This is a genomic window from Nocardia sp. NBC_00403 (assembly GCF_036046055.1).
Lineage (GTDB): Bacteria > Actinomycetota > Actinomycetes > Mycobacteriales > Mycobacteriaceae > Nocardia.
Genome location: NZ_CP107939.1, coordinates 2,105,807 through 2,124,810 on the forward strand (window position 1 = coordinate 2,105,807; position 19,004 = coordinate 2,124,810).

General features: G+C 67.7%; 1 protein-coding gene and 1 pseudogene. Both read left to right on the forward strand.

The window, feature by feature from the left end; all coding sequences use genetic code 11:
• The first annotated feature begins 186 nt into the window (after window positions 1-186).
• Window positions 187-7,611, forward strand: a complete 7,425-nt coding sequence (locus OHQ90_RS09250; protein ID WP_328409116.1) for a non-ribosomal peptide synthetase — start codon at window positions 187-189, stop codon at window positions 7,609-7,611.
• A gap of 285 nt (window positions 7,612-7,896) precedes the next feature.
• Window positions 7,897-18,798, forward strand: a pseudogene (locus tag OHQ90_RS09255) (amino acid adenylation domain-containing protein); the annotation flags it as partial.
• Window positions 18,799-19,004: the final 206 nt, after the last annotated feature.

Below are 19,004 nucleotides of genomic sequence, written 5' to 3' on the forward strand. Positions count from 1 at the left end.
GGTAACTTACCGGGGCGTAACACCGTGGGCCCCCGATGCACCTGGCACTCGAGGCGGTCACCGGCGCACGCCTACACTTCTTTCGTTGCGCGGTCGCAGTCGCCCAGTACAACGACCTCGAAGTGGGGCTTTGGAGATAGTGTCGGCCGCGCGGCCCGGCTTGACGCGAGAGGTGAATGAACTCGAATGGATATTGCTCGACGTTCTGTTCGTGTCAACCGCCGTCGGCGGTCGGGGGCGCCGCTTCTCGGGCAGCTGCTGACCGCAGCGGTCGAGTCGGCGGCGGATTCGGCGGCGATCCGGTTCAACCCGACCGGTGATCCGGCCGATCAGCGTGAGCTCACCTACCGCGAGCTGGATGAGGCGTCCTCACGCCTTGCGCGTGAGCTGATCGATCGCGGTGCAGGCCCGGGGGACCTGGTGGCGATCGCGATCACCCGCTCGGTGGAATCGGTGCTCGCGGTCTGGGCCGTCGCGAAGACCGGGGCTGCCTATGTGCCGGTCGATCCGGCCTATCCCGCGGACCGGATCGCGCACATCCTGTCCGACTCGCAGGTCGTTTTCGGACTCACCACGCAGGCGCATCGCGCGGGCCTCGGGCGATCGGTGTACTGGATCGAACTCGACGATCCGGTGGTCGCCGAACGCTTCGCCGCCCGGCCCGAGCATCCGATCTCCTACACCGATCGGGTCCGGCCGCTCATCGACAAGCATCCGGCCTACGTCATCTACACGTCGGGATCGACCGGACAGCCCAAGGGCGTCGTCGTCACTCACACCGGGCTTTCCGGACTGGTCACCGCGCAATGCGAGCGCTATGCGGTCACCGACCGATCCCGGGTCACGCAGCTGAGCTCACCGAGCTTCGACTTCTCGCTGATGGAGATGCTGTTCACCTTCGCCTCGGGCGCCACACTCGTCATCGTGCCGCCGAAGGTGTTCGGCGGCGCCGACCTTGCCGATCTCCTCCGCCGCGAGCGGATCACCCATCTGCTGATCACACCGGGCGCACTGGAGTCGGTCGAGCCGACCGGCCTCGACGAGCTGCGCGTCGTCGTGGTGGGTGGCGATCGGGTCCATCCCGAACTCGTCGGCCGCTGGGCGACCGGCGACCGCACGATGTTCAACGCCTACGGTCCGACCGAGGCCACGGTCATGGTCACCACCACCGCGCCGATGCGGCCGCATGCGGAAGTCACCATCGGCGCAGCCATCCCGGGAGTCGGCGCGTTCGTGCTGGATTCGCGATTGCGCCCGGTGCCTGCGGGCGTGATCGGCGAGCTGTACCTCTCCGGGGCCGCACTCGCGCAGGGCTATCTCGGGCAGCCCGCGCCGACCGCGGACCGGTTCGTCGCCAGCCCTTTCGACGCCGAGACCGGCGCCGAGGACAGCAGGCTCTACCGCACCGGCGACCTGGTCCGGCGGCGCGAATCCGATGGCGCCTTCGAATATCTCGGCCGCTGCGACTTCCAGGTGAAGATCCGCGGCATCCGTGTCGAACTGGGTGAGATCGACAGTGTGCTGACCAGCTATCCCGGCATCGATTTCGCCGCGACCGTCGGCACCACGCTCCCGTCGGCGATGGCGCTTGTCGCCTACGTGCTCGCGCATCCCGGCGTCGTTGTCGATACCGCCGAGCTCGCGGCGTTCGCCGGAAAATCGTTGCCCGACTATATGGTTCCCAGCGCCATCGTGGTGCTCGACGAAATTCCGCTCACCCCGGCGGGGAAGCTGGACCGGGCCGCGCTGCCCGAACCGGTGTTCGCGACCGAACAATTCCGCGCACCGGTCACCCGGACCGAACAGATCGTCGCCGACGTCTTCGCGGCGCTGCTGGTCGCGGGCGCCACCGATACCGGTGGCCAGGTCGGCGTGGATGACGACTTCTTCGCGCTCGGCGGAAACTCGTTGCTCGCGGCGCAGGCAGTGGCGCGCATCGGCAACGCACTGGACGCGCGAGTGCCGATGCAGCTGCTCTTCGAGGCGTCTTCCGTTGCCGGGCTTGCCGAGCGGGTGGAGCGGCTGGCCGGTACTGCCGCCGGTCCGGCACTCGGTTCGCTGCCGCGGCCCGATCGGATTCCGCTGTCGTTCGCGCAGCAGCGGATGTGGTTCCTGAACCGCTTCGACCCGGCGAGCGCGGTCGACAACATTCCCGTTGCAGTGCGGTTGTCGGGTCGGCTCGATGTCGACGCGCTGCGCGCTGCGGTGCGCGATGTGGTCGAGCGGCACGAGTCGCTGCGCACGATCTATCCCGATATCGACGGCGAAGGCTTCCAGGTCGTGCTGCCGGTCGAGGATGTGCGGGCGGTTCCCGAGCTCGAGCCGCAGCAGGTCGCCGAGATCGATCTGCCCCGCTTCGTCACCGCGGCCACCATCGATGGCTTCGATGTGACGACCGAACCTCCGGTGCGGCTGCGGCTGTTGCAGACCAGCGATGCCGAACACGTGCTGGTGTGCGTTGTCCACCACATCGCGGGCGACGGTTTCTCGATGGCCCCGCTGACCAGGGACCTGATGGCCGCGTATGTGACCCGGACGCGGGCCGGCCGGCCGGACTGGCAGCCGCTGGCCGTGCAGTACCCCGACTACGCGATCTGGCAGCGGGCGATTCTGGGCAGCGAGGATGACGCGAATTCGCTTTCGGCCCGGCAGATCGCCTACTGGCAGCACGAATTGGCTGATCTTCCCGGCCAATTGGAATTGCCGGTGGACCGGCCGCGTCCCGTGGTCGCGACCAACAATGGCGCGGTCTTCGCCTTCGATATCGATGCCGAGGTGCATCAGCTGCTGCGCAACGTTGCGCAGCAGCACAATTCGACGCTGTTCATGGTGGTGCACGCTGCGCTCGCGGTGCTGCTCGCGCGGTTGTCGGGCACCAGGGACATCGCGATCGGAACGCCGGTCGCCGGTCGTGGCGCGGCGGCGCTCGACGATCTGATCGGCATGTTCGTCAATACCCTTGTGCTGCGCACCGATATCGACCCCGACAGCACCTTCGACCAGCTGCTGCGCGCGGTGCGACAGACCGATGTGCAAGCCTTCGGTCACGCCGACGTGCCGTTCGAGCGGCTGGTCGAATTGCTCGATCCGGTCCGTTCCACAGCGCGGCATCCGCTCTTCCAGGTGCTGCTGACCTTCCAGAACCTGGCGCAGCCGGAGCTGGAACTTCCCGGTCTGGCTGTGTCACCCGTGGAGATGGCGCTGCCGGTGGCAAAGTTCGACCTACAGCTGGAAGTCGTCGAGAACATCGATGCCGACGGTGCCGCACAAGGTATTTCGGCGCTGTTCAGCTATGCGACGGACCTGTTCGACGCGGCCACCGTGCACGACTTCGCCGACCGCTTCCGCAAGATCCTCGGCGCGGTGGCCGCCGATTCCGCCGCCGTCGTCGGCGATATAGACGTGTACGCACCCGGTGAGCGTGCACTGGTGCTGCACGAATGGAACACCCCCGGCGTGCGGGTGCCCGAGGTGACCCTGGTCGACCTCATCGCCGCCCAGGTGCGAGCGCGACCCGATGCCACCGCCGTGCGTTGCGGGGACACCACACTGACCTTCGGCGAGTTACAGCGTCGCGCCAACCGGGTGGCACGGGCCTTGATAGCTCGCGGCGCAGGACCGGAAACGCTCGTCGCCGTGGCAGTTTCACGGACCGAGGAGCTGCCGGTCGCCCTGCTCGCGGTGCTCACGACCGGGGCGGCGTACCTGCCCGTCGATACCGCCTACCCGGTGCAGCGGCTGGAATACATGCTCGCCGACGCCGCACCGGTGTGCGTGCTCAGCACCGCGAGCGAACGGGACGCCGTGCCCCCCGGCGATATTCCGGTCGTGCTGCTGGAGGAAGCGTCCGAATTCGCCGACGGCAGGATCATCGATGCCCACCGCATCGCGCCGCTGCGCCCGGACAATCTGGCCTATGTCATTTACACCTCCGGCTCGACGGGCGAGCCGAAGGGCGTCGGCGTCGCGCACCGCAATGTCCTGGAGTTGTTCGCCAACACCCAGCTGCTTCTCGAATTCGACGAAACCGATGTGTGGACGTTGTTCCACTCCTTCGCCTTCGACTTCTCGGTGTGGGAGTTGTGGTGTGCGCTGGCCAACGGCGGCAGCGTGGTGATGGTCGACCACTTCACCGCACGCACTCCGGAACAGTTGCGCGAGTTGCTGATTCGCGAGCGCGTCACGGTGCTGAATCAGACGCCCTCGGCGTTCTATCAGCTGGCCGAGGCCGACCGCGCGGCGCAGTCCGCCGCCGCGGGCGGGCTGGCGCTGCGCTACGTGATATTCGGCGGCGAGGCACTGGATCTGCGTCAGCTGCAGCCCTGGTACGAGCGGCACGCGATGAACGAGCCGTGGCTGGTGAACATGTACGGCATCACCGAAACCACGGTGCACGTGTCGTTCCTGTCGCTGGACGAGCGACTCGTCCACAACGCCGCGAGTGTGATCGGCCGTGCCCTTCCCGGCCTGGACGCCTTCGTGCTGGACACTCGGTTGCATCCCGCCCCGGTCGGGGTGGCCGGGGAGATCTATGTCGCGGGCGGTCAGCTGTCGCGGGGGTATCTCGGCAGGCCGGGACTGGCGGCGACGCGTTTCGTCGCAAATCCGTTCGGCGCGCCTGGATCTCGGATGTACCGCAGCGGCGACGTCGGCCGCTGGGTCGGTTTCGGCGGCGAGGCGAGCCTGGAGTACGCGGGGCGCAGCGATCAGCAGGTGCAGTTGCGCGGATTCCGCATCGAGCTCGGCGAGATCGAGTCCGCGCTGCTGCGCTGTCCCGGCGTGAGCCGGGCCGCGGTGCTCGTCCATTCGGACGAACACGCGGGCGATCGGCTCATCGGCTATGTCGTCCCCGCAGCCGCCGAGGACGGGCGGCTCTACCGGCTCGATCCGATCGAACTGCGTAGTCAGGTGGCCGAATTCCTGACCGGCTACATGGTGCCCGATGCGTTCGAGATCATCGAGACGCTGCCGCTCACGCCCAATGGCAAGCTCGATCGAAGGGCGCTGCCCGCGCCGGCATTCATCAGTGCCACCACCTTCCGTGCGCCGGGCTCACCGATCGAGCAGGCCGTCGCCGAGGTGTTCGCCGGGCTGCTCGGCGTCGCCGAGGTGGGGCTGGACGACGACTTCTTCCTGCTCGGCGGCAATTCGCTGCTGGCGACCAGAGCCGTCGCCAGGATCAACGAGGCGCTGCACGCGAACATCGTGGTGCGAGAGTTGTTCGAGGCGAGCACCGTCGGCACGCTCGCGGCCCGCATCGTGCCCGGCGCCGCGGCAGCCGCCGAAGCCAGGTCGCCGCTGGTGCGTATGGCTCGGCCGGATCGGATTCCGCTGTCGCTGGCCCAGCAGCGGATGTGGGTGCTGAACCGGGTCGATCCGAACTCGCTCGCCTACAACATCCCGATGGCGATCCGGCTGACCGGCGCACTGGATGTCGACGCGCTGCGCTATGCCATCGCCGATGTGCTCGAACGACACGAGTCGCTGCGCACCTGCTACCCGACCGACGGGCCGGGCGGGGCGGCGTACCAGGAGGTCCTGCCGGTCGACCAGGTGCTTCCCGGTGGTCTCGCGGTGGAGGTCACCACCGATCCGGTCGCCAGACTCACCGCGATGATGTCCACCGGATTCGATGTGACAGAACAGGTTCCGGTGCGGGCGCTGCTGCTGAACGTCACCGCGGCGGTGCGCCGCGCGGGGTCGGCGGAGGTGCATCTGCTGGTTCTCGTCGTGCACCACATCACCGCCGACGGCACGTCGATGGTGCCATTGGCGCGGGATCTGATGACCGCCTATCTCGCACGCATCCACGGCAATTCGCCCGATTGGCAGCCGCTCGAGGTGCAGTACGCGGACTTCGCGATCTGGCAGCGCGAGGTCATCGGGGCCGATGACGATGAGAACTCCGTTGCTGCACGGCAATTGGCGTACTGGCGCGAGCAGCTCGACGGATTGTCCGGCGCATTGGATCTTCCGGTGGACCGGCCGCGGCCCGCTACGCCGTCCATGCGTGGCGCATCGACCGCGATCCGGGTGCCCGCCGCCGTGCACGAAGGACTCGTGCGTATTGCGCGGGAACAGCATTCGACGCTGTTCATGGTCGTGCACGCGGCGCTGGCCGTGCTCCTGGCCCGGCTGTCGGGCAGCTCCGATATCGCGGTCGGCACCCCGTTCGCCGGGCGCGCCGAGCGCGCACTCGACGATCTGGTCGGCATGTTCGTCAATTCGCTGACGCTGCGCACCGCGGTGCCGTCCGGGATCGACTTCGCCGCTCTGGTCGATCAGGTCAGGGAGACCGATCTTTCGGCATTCGCCAACGCGGACATTCCGTTCGAGCGGGTGGTCGAGGAGACCGTGCTTGCGCGCCCGGCAGGGCGCCATCCGCTGTTCCAGGTGGCGCTGTCGTTCGAGGACACCGAGCCGCCGTCGCTGGAACTGCCGGGACTGACGGTGACGGGGCTGGACGCGGGCACAGTGACCGCGAAGTTCGATCTCCAGCTGATCGTCGAGCCACGCCATCGTGGCGACGGATCGCCCGACGAGATGCTCGCGGTATTCGCCTATGCGACGGATATTTTCGATCACGCCACGGTGCAGGCCTTCGGGCGGCGCTTCGAGCGGATACTTGCCGCCGTCGTCGCCGACCCGCAAGTGTGCGTCGGTGACATCGACATTCTCGATGCGCAGGAGCGCAGTCGAGTGCCGACCGCACCGGTCGCGGACGCGGACGCGGGTACCGAGAACTCCGCGTCCACCGCGCGGATCGCGCCGACCCAATTGCTGGCCGTCGCGGTGGAATCCGATCCGTTCGGGCCCGCGGTGGTGTCCGGCGAAGCCGAACTGTCCTACCAGGACCTCGACGCCGGATCTTCGCGACTGGCCCGGGTATTGATCGGTCACGGCTGTGGACCAGGCACCGGCGTCGCGGTGCGACTCGACCGCAGCCCCGACGTGGCGACCACCATCTGGGCCGTGCTGAAGGCGGGTGCCGCCCTGGTTCCGATGCGAGCGGCGGACTCGGCGCTGCCGAGCGAGCCCGCGCTGAAGGTCGGCATCAGCTCGGCGAGCGATATCACGCGTCGTGGGGTGGCGCCGACCGGCGGTATCGACTGGCTCATCCTCGACGATCCCGCGGTGATTGCCGAAATCGACCTCCAATCGTCCAAGCCCGTGACCTACGCGAATCGAGCAAGGACGCTGCGGGGTGACGATCCGGCGATCGTGCTCCCCGACACCGGCGCGACGTTGACCTACGACGAATTGGCGACTGCGGCGCAACGGCTGGTCGCCGGCGCCGGGCTCACTTTCGAATCCCGTACTTTCCGGCACGGTCGTCCTGAGACAATGGCCGCGCTGCTGGAAGTGATCGCTACGGGCGCGGTGGGCGCCTCGGTGGTCGCACCGGGAACAGCGGAGCTCCATTTGCCCGAAGTGCTTGCCGACGAATGGGTCACTCACCTTTTCACCGACGCCACCGGTCTGGCCGCCGTCGAGGTCGGTGAACCCGCGGATCTGCGGGTTGTGGTGCTCGACGACGGTGCTGCCCGACCGATGCTCATCGCGGGCGATAGCGTCGAGGTGCTCGCGCTGCCGGATCTGCTCCGGCAGTAGGGCACCAATCTTCGTCCTCGCCCCCATAATGTAGCGGTCCCCTACGACAGCGGTTACCGTGTCCGTCGCGAGCTCAGGCACGGTAGTTCCGATAACGATTGCCGTTGACCTCGGCGATGCTTTCGGTAGCGCTGTGGAGGGGAGCGTGTTCGTGTGAATAGGTAAGGTGAGCTGCTTCATGTTTCGCGTGGTCGGACAATATCGGCACGAGACATGGAAAGCGGTGCACGCATGACGCGCACGGCCCGGGTCCGGCCTACCCGGATCAGTAGAGCGCGCGCCACCACCTTGCCGCAGTTGATCGCGGCCGCCGTGGACGCGAACCCGGCAGGCACCGCCATCGTCTGCGCCGATGCGACCAGCAGATCCGTCGCGCTGAGCTACGCCGAGCTGGACGAGCGCTCGACCCGGCTTGCGCGGTTGCTCATCGAGCGGGGCATCGGCCCTGAAGACCTGGTCGCGGTGGCTATGCCGCGATCACTGCATTCGGTGCTCGCCGTGTGGGCGGTCGCCAAGACCGGCGCCGGGTTTGTTCCCGTTGACCCGAACTATCCGGCCGAATGGGTCGCGCACATGGTCGGCGATTCCGGGGCGCGCTTCGGGCTGACTGTCGCCGCAGTCCGTGACGATCTGCCCGACCTGGCCGAATGGCTGGTCATCGATACTCCGGATGCGGCACAGCTGCTGGAGGAGTATCCGGCGGATCTGATCACCTATCGGGATCGGGTGCGGCCGCTGTATGTCGAACATCCCGCGTACGTCATCTACACGTCGGGTTCCACCGGCAAGCCGAAAGGCGTGGTCGTCACGCACGCCGGGCTGGCCCGCTTCTGCGATGAGCAGCGGGCCGGCTATCGGGTCACGCGCACCGCGCGCACCCTGCATTTCGCGTCCCCGTCCTTCGATGCCTCGGTGCTCGAGCTGCTGCTCGCACTCGGCGGCGCCGCCACCATGGTGGTGGTCGCGCCGACGGTGTACGGCGGTGCGGAACTCGCCACCGTCCTGCGCAGGGAAGCGGTGACCCATGCGTTCGTCACGCCGGCGGTATTGGCCTCGGTGGATCCGGCCGGTCTCGACGAGCTGGCTGTGGTGATCGTCGGCGGCGACGTCTGCCCGCCGGAGTTGGTGCGGCGCTGGGCATTGCCGATCGGGTCGGCGCGCACGCGCGAGTTCTGCAATGGTTACGGGCCGACCGAGACCACCATCATGACCAATATCAGCGCGCCGCTGGTTCCTGGTGCGCCGGTGACCATTGGTGCGGAGATCCGTGGCGTCACCGCCCATGTGCTCAACGATCGGCTGCGCCCGGTGCCCGATCGGGTGATCGGCGAGCTATATCTCGCAGGAGCACCACTGGCTCGCGGCTACCACGGCCGGCCCGCGCTCACTGCCGCCCGCTTTGTGGCCGATCCATTCGATCCGGCCGGCGGCAGGCTCTACCGTACCGGCGATCTGGTGCGCCGTACTCCCAGCGGTGAGCTGGAATACCTGGGTCGCAACGACTCGCAGGTGAAGATCCGTGGGTTCCGCATCGAGCTCGGTGAGATCGATGCGGTGCTGGCATCGCATCCGCACGTCGACTTCGCCGTCACGGTCGGTCACCGGCTCGACAGCGGGGCCACGGTTCTCGCGTCGTATGTGCACGCCGTGCACGGGATGCCGATCGATACCGGGGTTTTGGCGGCACTGGCCGAGCAGGCCATGCCCGCCCACATGGTGCCCGCCGCGATCACGGTCCTCGACGCGGTTCCGCTGACGTCGAATGGCAAGCTGGATCGGACGGCGTTGCCCGCGCCGGTGTTCGAAGTGAAGGCGTTCCGCGCACCGTCGACACCGATCGAGGAGATCGTCGCGGGCACAGTCGGTGACGTGCTCGGGGTCGCGCGGGTCGGTCTGGACGACAACTTCTTCGATCTCGGCGGTAATTCCCTGCTGGCCACCCAGGTGACCGCGCGCCTGGATGCCGCGCTGAACACTCGGCTCGCGGTGCGCGACCTGTTCGACGCGTCGACGGTCGGTGCACTGGCGGTGCTCGTCGAACACAACGCAGGCTCGGGGCGGAGTAGGCCACGGCTGGTCGCTGGTGAGCGTCCGGAGCGGATGCCGCTGTCGCTGGCGCAGCAGCGGTATTGGTTCCTCAACCAGTTCGACACGGCCACCTCCGCAGTGGACAACATTCCGCTCGCGGTGCGGCTGTCCGGCGCGCTGGACGTGGTTGCGCTCGGCGCGGCGATCGGCGATGTGCTGATCCGCCACGAAGTGCTGCGGACCACCTATCCGAGTTCTGGCGACCGTCCGCATCAGGTGATCCATCCGGTGCCCGCGACGCCGTTCGCGTTGGTTCCTTTCGACACCGACGAAGCCGATCTGGTGCCCGCGCTCATCGAATTCGCGTTGACCACCTTCGATGTCACGGTCGAGGTACCGCTGGCGATGGCGCTGTTCCGGTTGTCCCCGGACGAACACGTGGTGGCGTTCGTGGTGCATCATGTGGCGGCAGACGGTGCGTCGATGGGGCCGCTCGCGCGTGATCTGATGCTGGCATACGCGGCGCGCGTGGCCGGGAATGCGCCGCAATGGCTTCCGCTGTCGGTGCAGTACGCCGACTATGCGCTGTGGGAGCGAGCGGTTCTCGGCTCCGAGGATGATCCGGAATCGCTTGCCGCGCAACAGATCGCGTACTGGCAGACGACGTTGGCCGGACTGGCGGACCAACTCGAGTTGCCCACCGATCGCCCGCGTCCGCCCGCGCAGTCGTTGCGCGGCAAGTCGGTTCGCTTCGAGATTTCGCCGGACCGGCACGCCCGGTTGCATGAGCTGGCGCGGGCACACCATGCTTCGCTGTTCATGGTGGCGCACGCTGCGTTGGCGGTGCTGCTCGCGCGGCTGTCGGGCAGCGCTGACATCGCGGTCGGCACGCCGATCGCGGGTCGCGGCGAACGCGAACTCGATGATCTGATCGGAATGTTCGTCAATACGCTGATTTTCCGTGCGAGTGTGGGTGCAGACGAACGGTTCTCGGACCTGCTCGTCGATGTGCGAGAGCGGGATCTGGAGGCGTTCGCCAACGCGGAGGTGCCGTACGAGCGCATTGTCGAAGCGCTGAACCCGGCGCGTTCGACGGCGCGCAATCCGCTGTTCCAGGTGGGTCTGTCGTTCCAGAACCTAGCCGAGACCGCCTTGGAACTGCCAGGGCTGTCGGTCGGTGGTGTGGAATTCGACCTGCAGCTCGCCAAGACCGACCTGCATATCTCCTTGCGCGACCGGTATGCCGCGGACGGTACGCCCGCTGAGATCGTTGCCGAATTCGGTTACGCGACAGACCTTTTCGATGAGTCGACGGTGCGTGGGTTCGCGGATCGGTTTGTCCGGGTCATCGATGCCGTGATCGCCGACCCCGAGGTCGTCGTCGGTGCGATCGATCTGCTGGCGCCGGAGGAGTCGACGCGGATTCTCGCGGGCTGGAACGACACCGCGCGTGCGGTCGATCCGGCCGCGACGTTGGTGTCGTTGTTGGATGCGACGGTGACCACGTCGCCGGGTGCGGTGGCGTTGGTTGCCGATGAGCCGGATGGCCGGCGTGAGCTGACTTATGCCGAGCTCGATGCTCGGGTGAATCGATTGGCGCGGTATCTGATCGGGCGTGGTGTTGGTCCGGAGGATCGGGTGGCGTTGGCGATTCGCCGGTCGGCGGATCTCGTGGTCGCGATGTATGCGGTGGCGAAGTCGGGTGCGGTGTATGTGCCGGTGGATCCGGATCAGCCTGCTGACCGCGTCGATTACATCCTCGATACGGCTGGGCCGGTATGTGTGCTGACGACGGCGAACGATGGGTTCGTCGCTGCGGCGGTGGATTCCATGGCGATCGACGAGGTCGATCTGTCGGCGTATGCCGATGCGCCCGTCTCGGCGGATGAGCGTCGTAGTGTCCTGACGGCCGCGAACACGGCGTATGTCATCTTTACCTCGGGTTCGACTGGTCGGCCCAAGGGTGTCGCTGTCTCGCACGGTGCGATCGTCAACCAGCTGCTGTGGAAGGCGGACGAATTCGGCCTCGGTGCCGAGGACGCTGTGCTGTTGAAGACGGCGGCGACGTTCGACTTGTCGGTGTGGGAATTCTGGTCGGCGGCGGTGTGCGGTGGACGGGTGGTGATCGCCGCACCCGATGGCCACCACGACCAGGCATACCTGAACGAGTTGATGACGCACGAGTCGGTGACAACGCTGCATGTGGTGCCGTCGATGCTGGATATGTTGCTGGTCGGGCGGCTGCCGGGGTCGTTGCGTCGGGTGCTGGCGATCGGTGAGGCGTTGCCCGCGGCGACCGCGCAGCGGTTCCGGCGTCGTAGTTCCGCTGAGTTGTTCAACTTGTATGGTCCGACCGAGGCTGCGGTGTCGATCACCAATCACCGTGTCACGGATACCGATTCGGTGTCGGTGTCGATCGGTGCGCCGGAGTGGAACAGTCGGGTCTTTGTGCTGGACGCGCGGTTGCGTCCGGTTCCGGTGGGTGTGTCCGGTGAGTTGTATCTTGCCGGTGCACAGTTGGCGCGCGGCTACTTCGGGCGCGCGGATTCGACTGCGGAGCGGTTCGTGGCGAATCCGTTCGGGTCCTCGGAGCGTATGTACCGGACCGGTGATCTGGTGGCGTGGAATGCTGCTGGTGAGTTGGAGTATCGGGGTCGTACCGATTTCCAGCTGAAGATCCGTGGTTTCCGTATCGAGCCGGGAGAGATCGAGGCAGCGCTGCTGGCCTTGCCGCAGATCGCGCAGGCCGCCGTCATCGCGCTATCCGATCCGAGAATCGGTGACCGATTGGTCGCGTACCTGGTCGCGGCGGATCCCGGCTCGGGTGCGGACGTCGTTGTGGTGCGGGCGGCGTTGTCGGCGGTCTTGCCGTCGTACCTGATGCCGAGTGCCTATGTGACACTCGACGCGCTACCGCTGACCGCCAACGGCAAGCTCGACCGCACGGCATTGCCAGAACCGGAATTCGAGACGCGGGTCTTCCGTGCCGCCTCGACTCCGATCGAGGAGATCGTGGCGGGCGTGTTCGCCGAGGTACTCGGCGTCGAGCGAGTCGGCGCCGACGACGACTTCTTCGCGCTGGGCGGCAACTCACTGCTTGCCACTCAGGCCGCGGCCCGGGTCGGCGCGGCACTGGATACCCGAGTGCTGGTGCGTCAGCTGTTCGAAGCGCCGACTGTTGCGGGGTTGGCTGCCAAGGTCGAGCAGCACGTCGGCACGGGCGGGCGACTCGCATTGGTCGCCGGAACGCGACCGGAGCGAATCCCGTTGTCGCTCGCCCAGCTTCGAATGTGGTTCCTCAACCAATTCGACACCGACTCGGCGGCCTACAACATCCCGGTGGCGCTGCGGCTGTCCGGCGAGCTGGACATCGCCGCGCTGCACCTGGCCGTGCGCGACATGGTCGCCAGACACGAAGTGCTGCGCACGCTCTACCCGCAGACCCCCGACGGCCCGATTCAGCAGGTGCTCGCACCGCACGAGGTGCCTGTCGATCTCGCGCCAGTGCACATCGCGGAAAGCGAGGTCGGCCGACAGGTGCAGCACCTCGCGGCCGCGGGCTTCGACGTCAGCGTCGAGGTCGCATTCCGCGCCACCCTGTTCCAGGTCGACGACGGCGAATACATACTGGTTTTCGTTGCCCACCACATCGGAGCCGACGGCTGGTCGATGGGGCCGCTGGTGCGCGACGTCATGCTCGCCTACTCCGCCCGCAGTGCTGGTGCGGCCCCGGCATGGATGCCGCTGCCTGTGCAGTACGCGGATTACAGCATCTGGCAGCGGGCACTGCTCGGCACGGAATCCGATGCGGACAGCGTGATTTCGGTGCAGGCCGGTTACTGGCGCACCGCGCTGGCCGGTTTGCCCGGCGAGCTGAACCTGCCCACCGACCGCACCCGTCCCGCGGTGCGGTCTTTTGCGGGCGGTACCGCGGATTTCGTGGTCGACGCGCCGGTGTACGCCGGCCTGCGCCGACTGGCTCGCGAGCACAACGCGACCATGTTCATGGTGGTGCACGCCGCGCTCGCGGTGTTCCTCGCTCGGCTGTCCGGCAGCGACGACATCGCCATCGGCACCGCGGTGGCCGGGCGCGGCGAGGCCGAACTCGACGACATGATCGGCATGTTCGTCAACACCCTGGTGCTGCGTACGCAGGTGCCGGGTGAGCTCACCTTCGGTGCGCTGCTCGCCCGGACCAAAGACGCCGACCTGCAGGCCTTCGCACACGCCGACCTGCCGTTCGAGCGTCTGGTCGAGCTGCTCAATCCGCCGCGCTCGACCGCGCGGCATCCGCTGTTCCAGGTGGCGCTGTCGTTCCTCGATCTCCCCGACAGCAGCTTCGAGCTACCCGGGCTCAGCATTCAGACCGTCGATTTCGATATCACCGTCGCGCCGTACGATCTGGTCCTTGCCATCCGAGCGGCAGGTGACTCCGGCGACGGCGTCGGCCTGTACGGCGAATTCACCTACGCGCGAGACCTTTTCGACGATGTCACCGTCCGAGTATTCGCCGATCGGTTCACCCGGCTGCTCGCGGCGATCGCCACCGGGCCGCAGATCCCCGTCGGTGACCTGCCGCTGCTCGACGCCGCCGAAAGCGCGCTGCTGACCGGCCCGCACCGGGATCGGCCGATGGCCACCGGGCTGTTGCCCGACCTGCTGACGCGTGCCGTCCACGCCGACCCCGAGGCCATCGCCGTGCGCCACCAGGGCCGCTCGGTGCGCTATCGCGAACTCGACAAATACTCCTCGCGGTTGGCGCGCGTACTGATCGACCGCGGCGTCGGCCCGGAGAGCCTGGTGGCCCTTGCCTTCCCGCGTTCCTACGACATGGTCGCCATGGTGTGGGCCGTAGCGAAGGCCGGTGGTGCATACCTGCCGATCGACCCGACCTATCCCGAGGAACTGATTCGGCATATGGTGACCGACTCCGGTGCGATCGTCGGGGTCACCGCCGCCGCGTACGCCGAGGAGTTGCCTGGTCGCGGGTGGCTGGTGCTCGATGATCCCGGCACCCAAGCGGTGGTAACGGCGTACGCGGCCGATCCGGTCACCGATCGCCACCGGCTGATGCCATTGCGGCCGCAGCATCCGGCGTATGTCATCTATACCTCCGGATCGACCGGAATCCCCAAGGGCGTCACTGTCACCCACGCCGGGCTCGGCGGCCTGATCGACTACGCGACAGAGGTGTTCGCGGTCGCGCCGCGGCACCGGTTCCTGCACCTGTGCTCGCCGAGCTTCGACCCGTCGGTCCTGGAATGGCTGTGCGCCTTCCACACCGGGGCGACCCTGGTAATCGCGCCGCCGACCGTGGTCGCGGGTCAGGAGCTGGCCGAATTACTGCGGACGGAACGGGTCACCCACGCGATCTGCACGCCCGCGGTGCTCGGCACGGTCGATCCGACGGGACTGCCGGAGCTCGAATTCCTCTGTGTCGGCGGTGATGTGACCACGCCGGAGCTGGTGGAGAAGTGGCAGCCGGGTCGCCGGTATGTCAACGGCTATGGGCCGACCGAGGCGACTGTCGCGGCCTCCTTCGGTGACCTGCACCCGGGGCGGCGCGTCACGATCGGCAAGCCCGTGCACGGAATGTCGTTGCTGGTGCTGGATTCGCGGTTGCGTCCGGTGCCACCCGGAGTTGCCGGTGAGCTCTATCTGGCGGGTGCGGCGCTGGCCCGCGGCTATCGCAACCGTGCCGGACTGACGGCGCAACGCTTCGTCGCCGATCCGTGGGGCGGTCCCGGTGCGCGGATGTATCGCACCGGGGATGTGGTGCGCTGGTACGCCGAACCAGGGGAGCGGGCGGGCAATGTCGCTGTGCCCTCGGTGGATTGGGAGCTCGACTGGGTCGGACGCTCGGACTTCCAGGTGAAGATTCGTGGTTTCCGCATCGAGCTCGGCGAGATCGACGTGGTGTTGGCGAGTCACGACGATGTGGAATTCGCGGTCACCCTCGGCCGTGATACCCGCAGCGGTGAGAAGATGCTCGTCGCCTATACGCTTGCCGCGCCGGGCCGGACCATCGATACGGCCGAGCTCGCCGAATATGCCGCGAGCATTCTGCCCGCGCACATGGTGCCCGCGGCGGTCGTCGTGCTCGACGAGCTTCCGCTGACCCCGGTCGGCAAACTCGACCGCGCTGCGCTGCCCGAGCCCGACCGCGCGCCGCGGCAGTACCTGGCGCCGTCGACCCCGCTGGAGCGGGTCGTTGCGGAGGTGTTCGCCGAGGTGCTCGGCGTCGAGCGCATCGGTGCGGACGACGATTTCTTCGCACTGGGCGGCAGTTCGCTGGTGGCGACGCGCGCGGCGAGCCGACTGCGCGCCGAGACCGGTGCCGAGGTGCGGGTGCAGTGGTTCTTCACCGACGCCACCGTCGCGGCGCTGGCTCGCCGGATCGGAGTCTCGGACACCTCCGCCGAGGGTGATGCCGCGTCGAATGTGAACGCCGCGCTGGAAGTGTTGCTGCCGATTCGCGCGGCAGGCGCGGCCGCGCCACTGTTCTGCATTCATCCGATGGCCGGATTGGCTTGGTGCTATGCAGGTCTCGGGTCGCACGTGCCGAGGGATCGGCCGATCTTCGGGCTGCAGTCGCCCGCCCTGTCCGAGCCGGGTTACCTGCCGGATGCACTGGACTCGATGGTGCGCCGCTACGTGACGGAGATCCGCGCGGTGCAACCGGAGGGGCCCTATCACCTGCTCGGCTGGTCCCTCGGCGGCACGCTTGCACATGCCGTTGCGGTCGAACTACAGGCCGAAGGCGCGCAGGTGGCGCTGCTCGCACTACTCGACGGCCGCACCGGCGGCAATATCGCCGACTTCCGCGCCGAGATCCGGGCCGCCTTCGCCGAACTCGGCATCGACGCCTTCCCCGGCACCGATGACCTGCAGGCGCTCGACGACGCCGCACTGGCCGCCCTGCACGCCGCCATCTCGCCCGAGCTGGCCGTCCTCACCACAGAACGGCTCGGCCGGATCTACCGAGCCGCGGTGCGCTCTGTCGAGCTCGCCGTCGACCACCGGCACCGGGTCTTCCGCGGCCGAATGGACTACTTCACCGCCGCAGGTCACGAGACCGAGCACGCGGCCTGGCAGCCCTACGTCGCCGGCGCCATTGTCGCGCATCCGGTTCCCGCCCGCCACGAGCAGCTGACCTCCCCGGAGGCACTCGACATCATCGGTCCACAGCTCGCCGCCCTGCTCGACCGGCAAACTGTCCCGAGCATCGCGATGCCGGAAGTTGGTGTCGCGCCGGTGTTTACGACGGCGACCGGCATCGAACGGGCCGCCGAGGCCACCGCCGCCCCGGCGGCCGAGGTACCGGACGTTGCCTTCGTGCCGGTAGCTGCGGCAGCGCCGGGTGCCGACGAAACACCGGTAGCTCCCACACCCGAGGTCGACGTGCCTCGAGTTGTCGTCGCGCCGAGGGGTACGACAGCGTCGAGTGTCGAAGGTATGCGGGAGGCGGCTGCCGCAGCCGAGGCCGGGGTGCCGGGCGTTGCGGTTGGGCCGATGGTTTCGACAGCGTCGAGTATCGAAGGAAAGCAGCAGGCGGCTGCCGCGCCCGAGGTCGGGGTGCGGGGCGTTGCGGTTGGGCCGATGGTTTCGACAGCGTCGAGTATCGAAGGAAAGCAGCAGGCGGCTGCCGCGCCCGAGGTCGGGGTGCGGGGCGTTGCGGTTGGGCCGATGGCTTCGACAGCGTCGAGTATTGAAGGTATGCGGGAGGCGGCTGCCGCAGCCGAGGCCGGGGTCTCCGCTTTCACTGTGGTGCCGAGGGTTACCGCAATGCCGAACGTCGAACCACTCGCCGACGCCACGCCCCACGGTGTGGCTCCGGAAGCCGTGCGGCAGTCACCACGACTGGGGGAACCCCATGACGATGCAGCGGGTCCGCTGCCGTTGACGCCGAATGCTGTGCGTTTGCTGGAGGCCGGTGTCGAGGTGCGGGCGATCGTGATCGAGGTGCCGTCGAATTGTTCGGCCGAAGCTGTGCAGTCGGCTGTCGATACCGTGCTCGAACAGCATCCGATGCTGTGGGTCCGGTTGCGTCGTGACGAGCGCTCCGGTGCACCGGTGTTCGAGATCCCGGCCGCGGACCGGCGGCTCGACGAGGCCTTCCTGCAATTGGATGCGACGAGCACGGAGACCGCGCCACCGCTGGATGATGTGGTGCGCGAGGTGGCCACCGAACTGGATCCCGCGCACGGCCGCAATATCCGCTTCGTCCTGATTCGTGGGCAGCACGACGCGACACTGGTGGTGGTGGCCAACGGTTTGGTGGTCGACGACGCCTCGTGGCGCACGATCATCGACAAGCTCTCCACCGCATGGTGGCGTGGCAGACACGCCACCCCCGCAGTGCCGGAATCGGGTCTGCGCGAGCTGCTGCGGGAGTTGTCGCGGCGGTCGGAAGGCCCGGACGTCATCGATGAAATGTCTTGGTGGCAGGACACTTTGGGGGCGGTGCCCGCGACCCTCAATCCCGTGGGCGACTCACATCCACGATCACGCCGCCGGGTGTCGCTGACCATCACTGCCGAGGGCACCGCGGCCGTCGCCGTCGCGGCCGCGGCGTATCAGGCCGAGGTCGAGGAGGTCCTGCTGACCGCGGTGGCCCTCGCGCTGGTCACCGCCGCTGGTGAGACCGTCACCCGCACCATCGGCCCGGTGATCCGACTGGCCGCCGACGCCCGCTCGGTGACTGAGACCGACACCATTGTCGGCGGGTTCACCACGGACTACCCGCTCCCGCTGTGGCTGGACGGTGTGGATGTGGCGGACGCGCTCATCGGTGGCCCCGCGGCAGGCGTCGCGATCGGCCAGGTCAGGGAGCTGCGCCGGTCGGCGCCGGGACGTGGCGTCGGTTATGGCGTGTTGCGTTATCTCAACTCCGATACCGGCGCGCGGCTGCGGGCGCTGCCGCGGGGGCGCTTCGCGCTCAGGTATCGTGATCTGCGTCCGGCCCGGGTGCACAGCGAGGCGCCGAGCGGTGACCTGTTGCTCGACCTCACCGCCGATGCAACCGCCGAGGGCATGCTGATCCGCTTCGACTACGCCGCCGACGTGTTCGGCGGTGACGAGGTGAAGACCTTCGCCGAGCATTGGATCCGGGCATTGGGCGGGCTGGCCGAGCACGGCCAGCAGCTGATGGGCAGGTGACGCCCGTCTCGGTCGGCGAGGCAGAGGTGGTCGTGATTGGCCAGGTCAGGCATGATGGGGCAACATCGCAGTAACGATGGCCCCTGTTATCACGACGACATAGGCCGTATGGTCGGCGTGGTGCCGAGTGCGGATGCCCAGCGGCCAGGGGAAAGCCCAACCATAATCTCGATACGAAGTGAAGGTGTGAAATTGATCCGTCGACA

Excerpts from the sequence above, each read along its gene's own strand:
- OHQ90_RS09250 (WP_328409116.1), top strand. The coding sequence starts at position 187 with ATGGATATTGCTCGACGTTCTGTTCGTGTCAACCGCCGTCGGCGGTCG.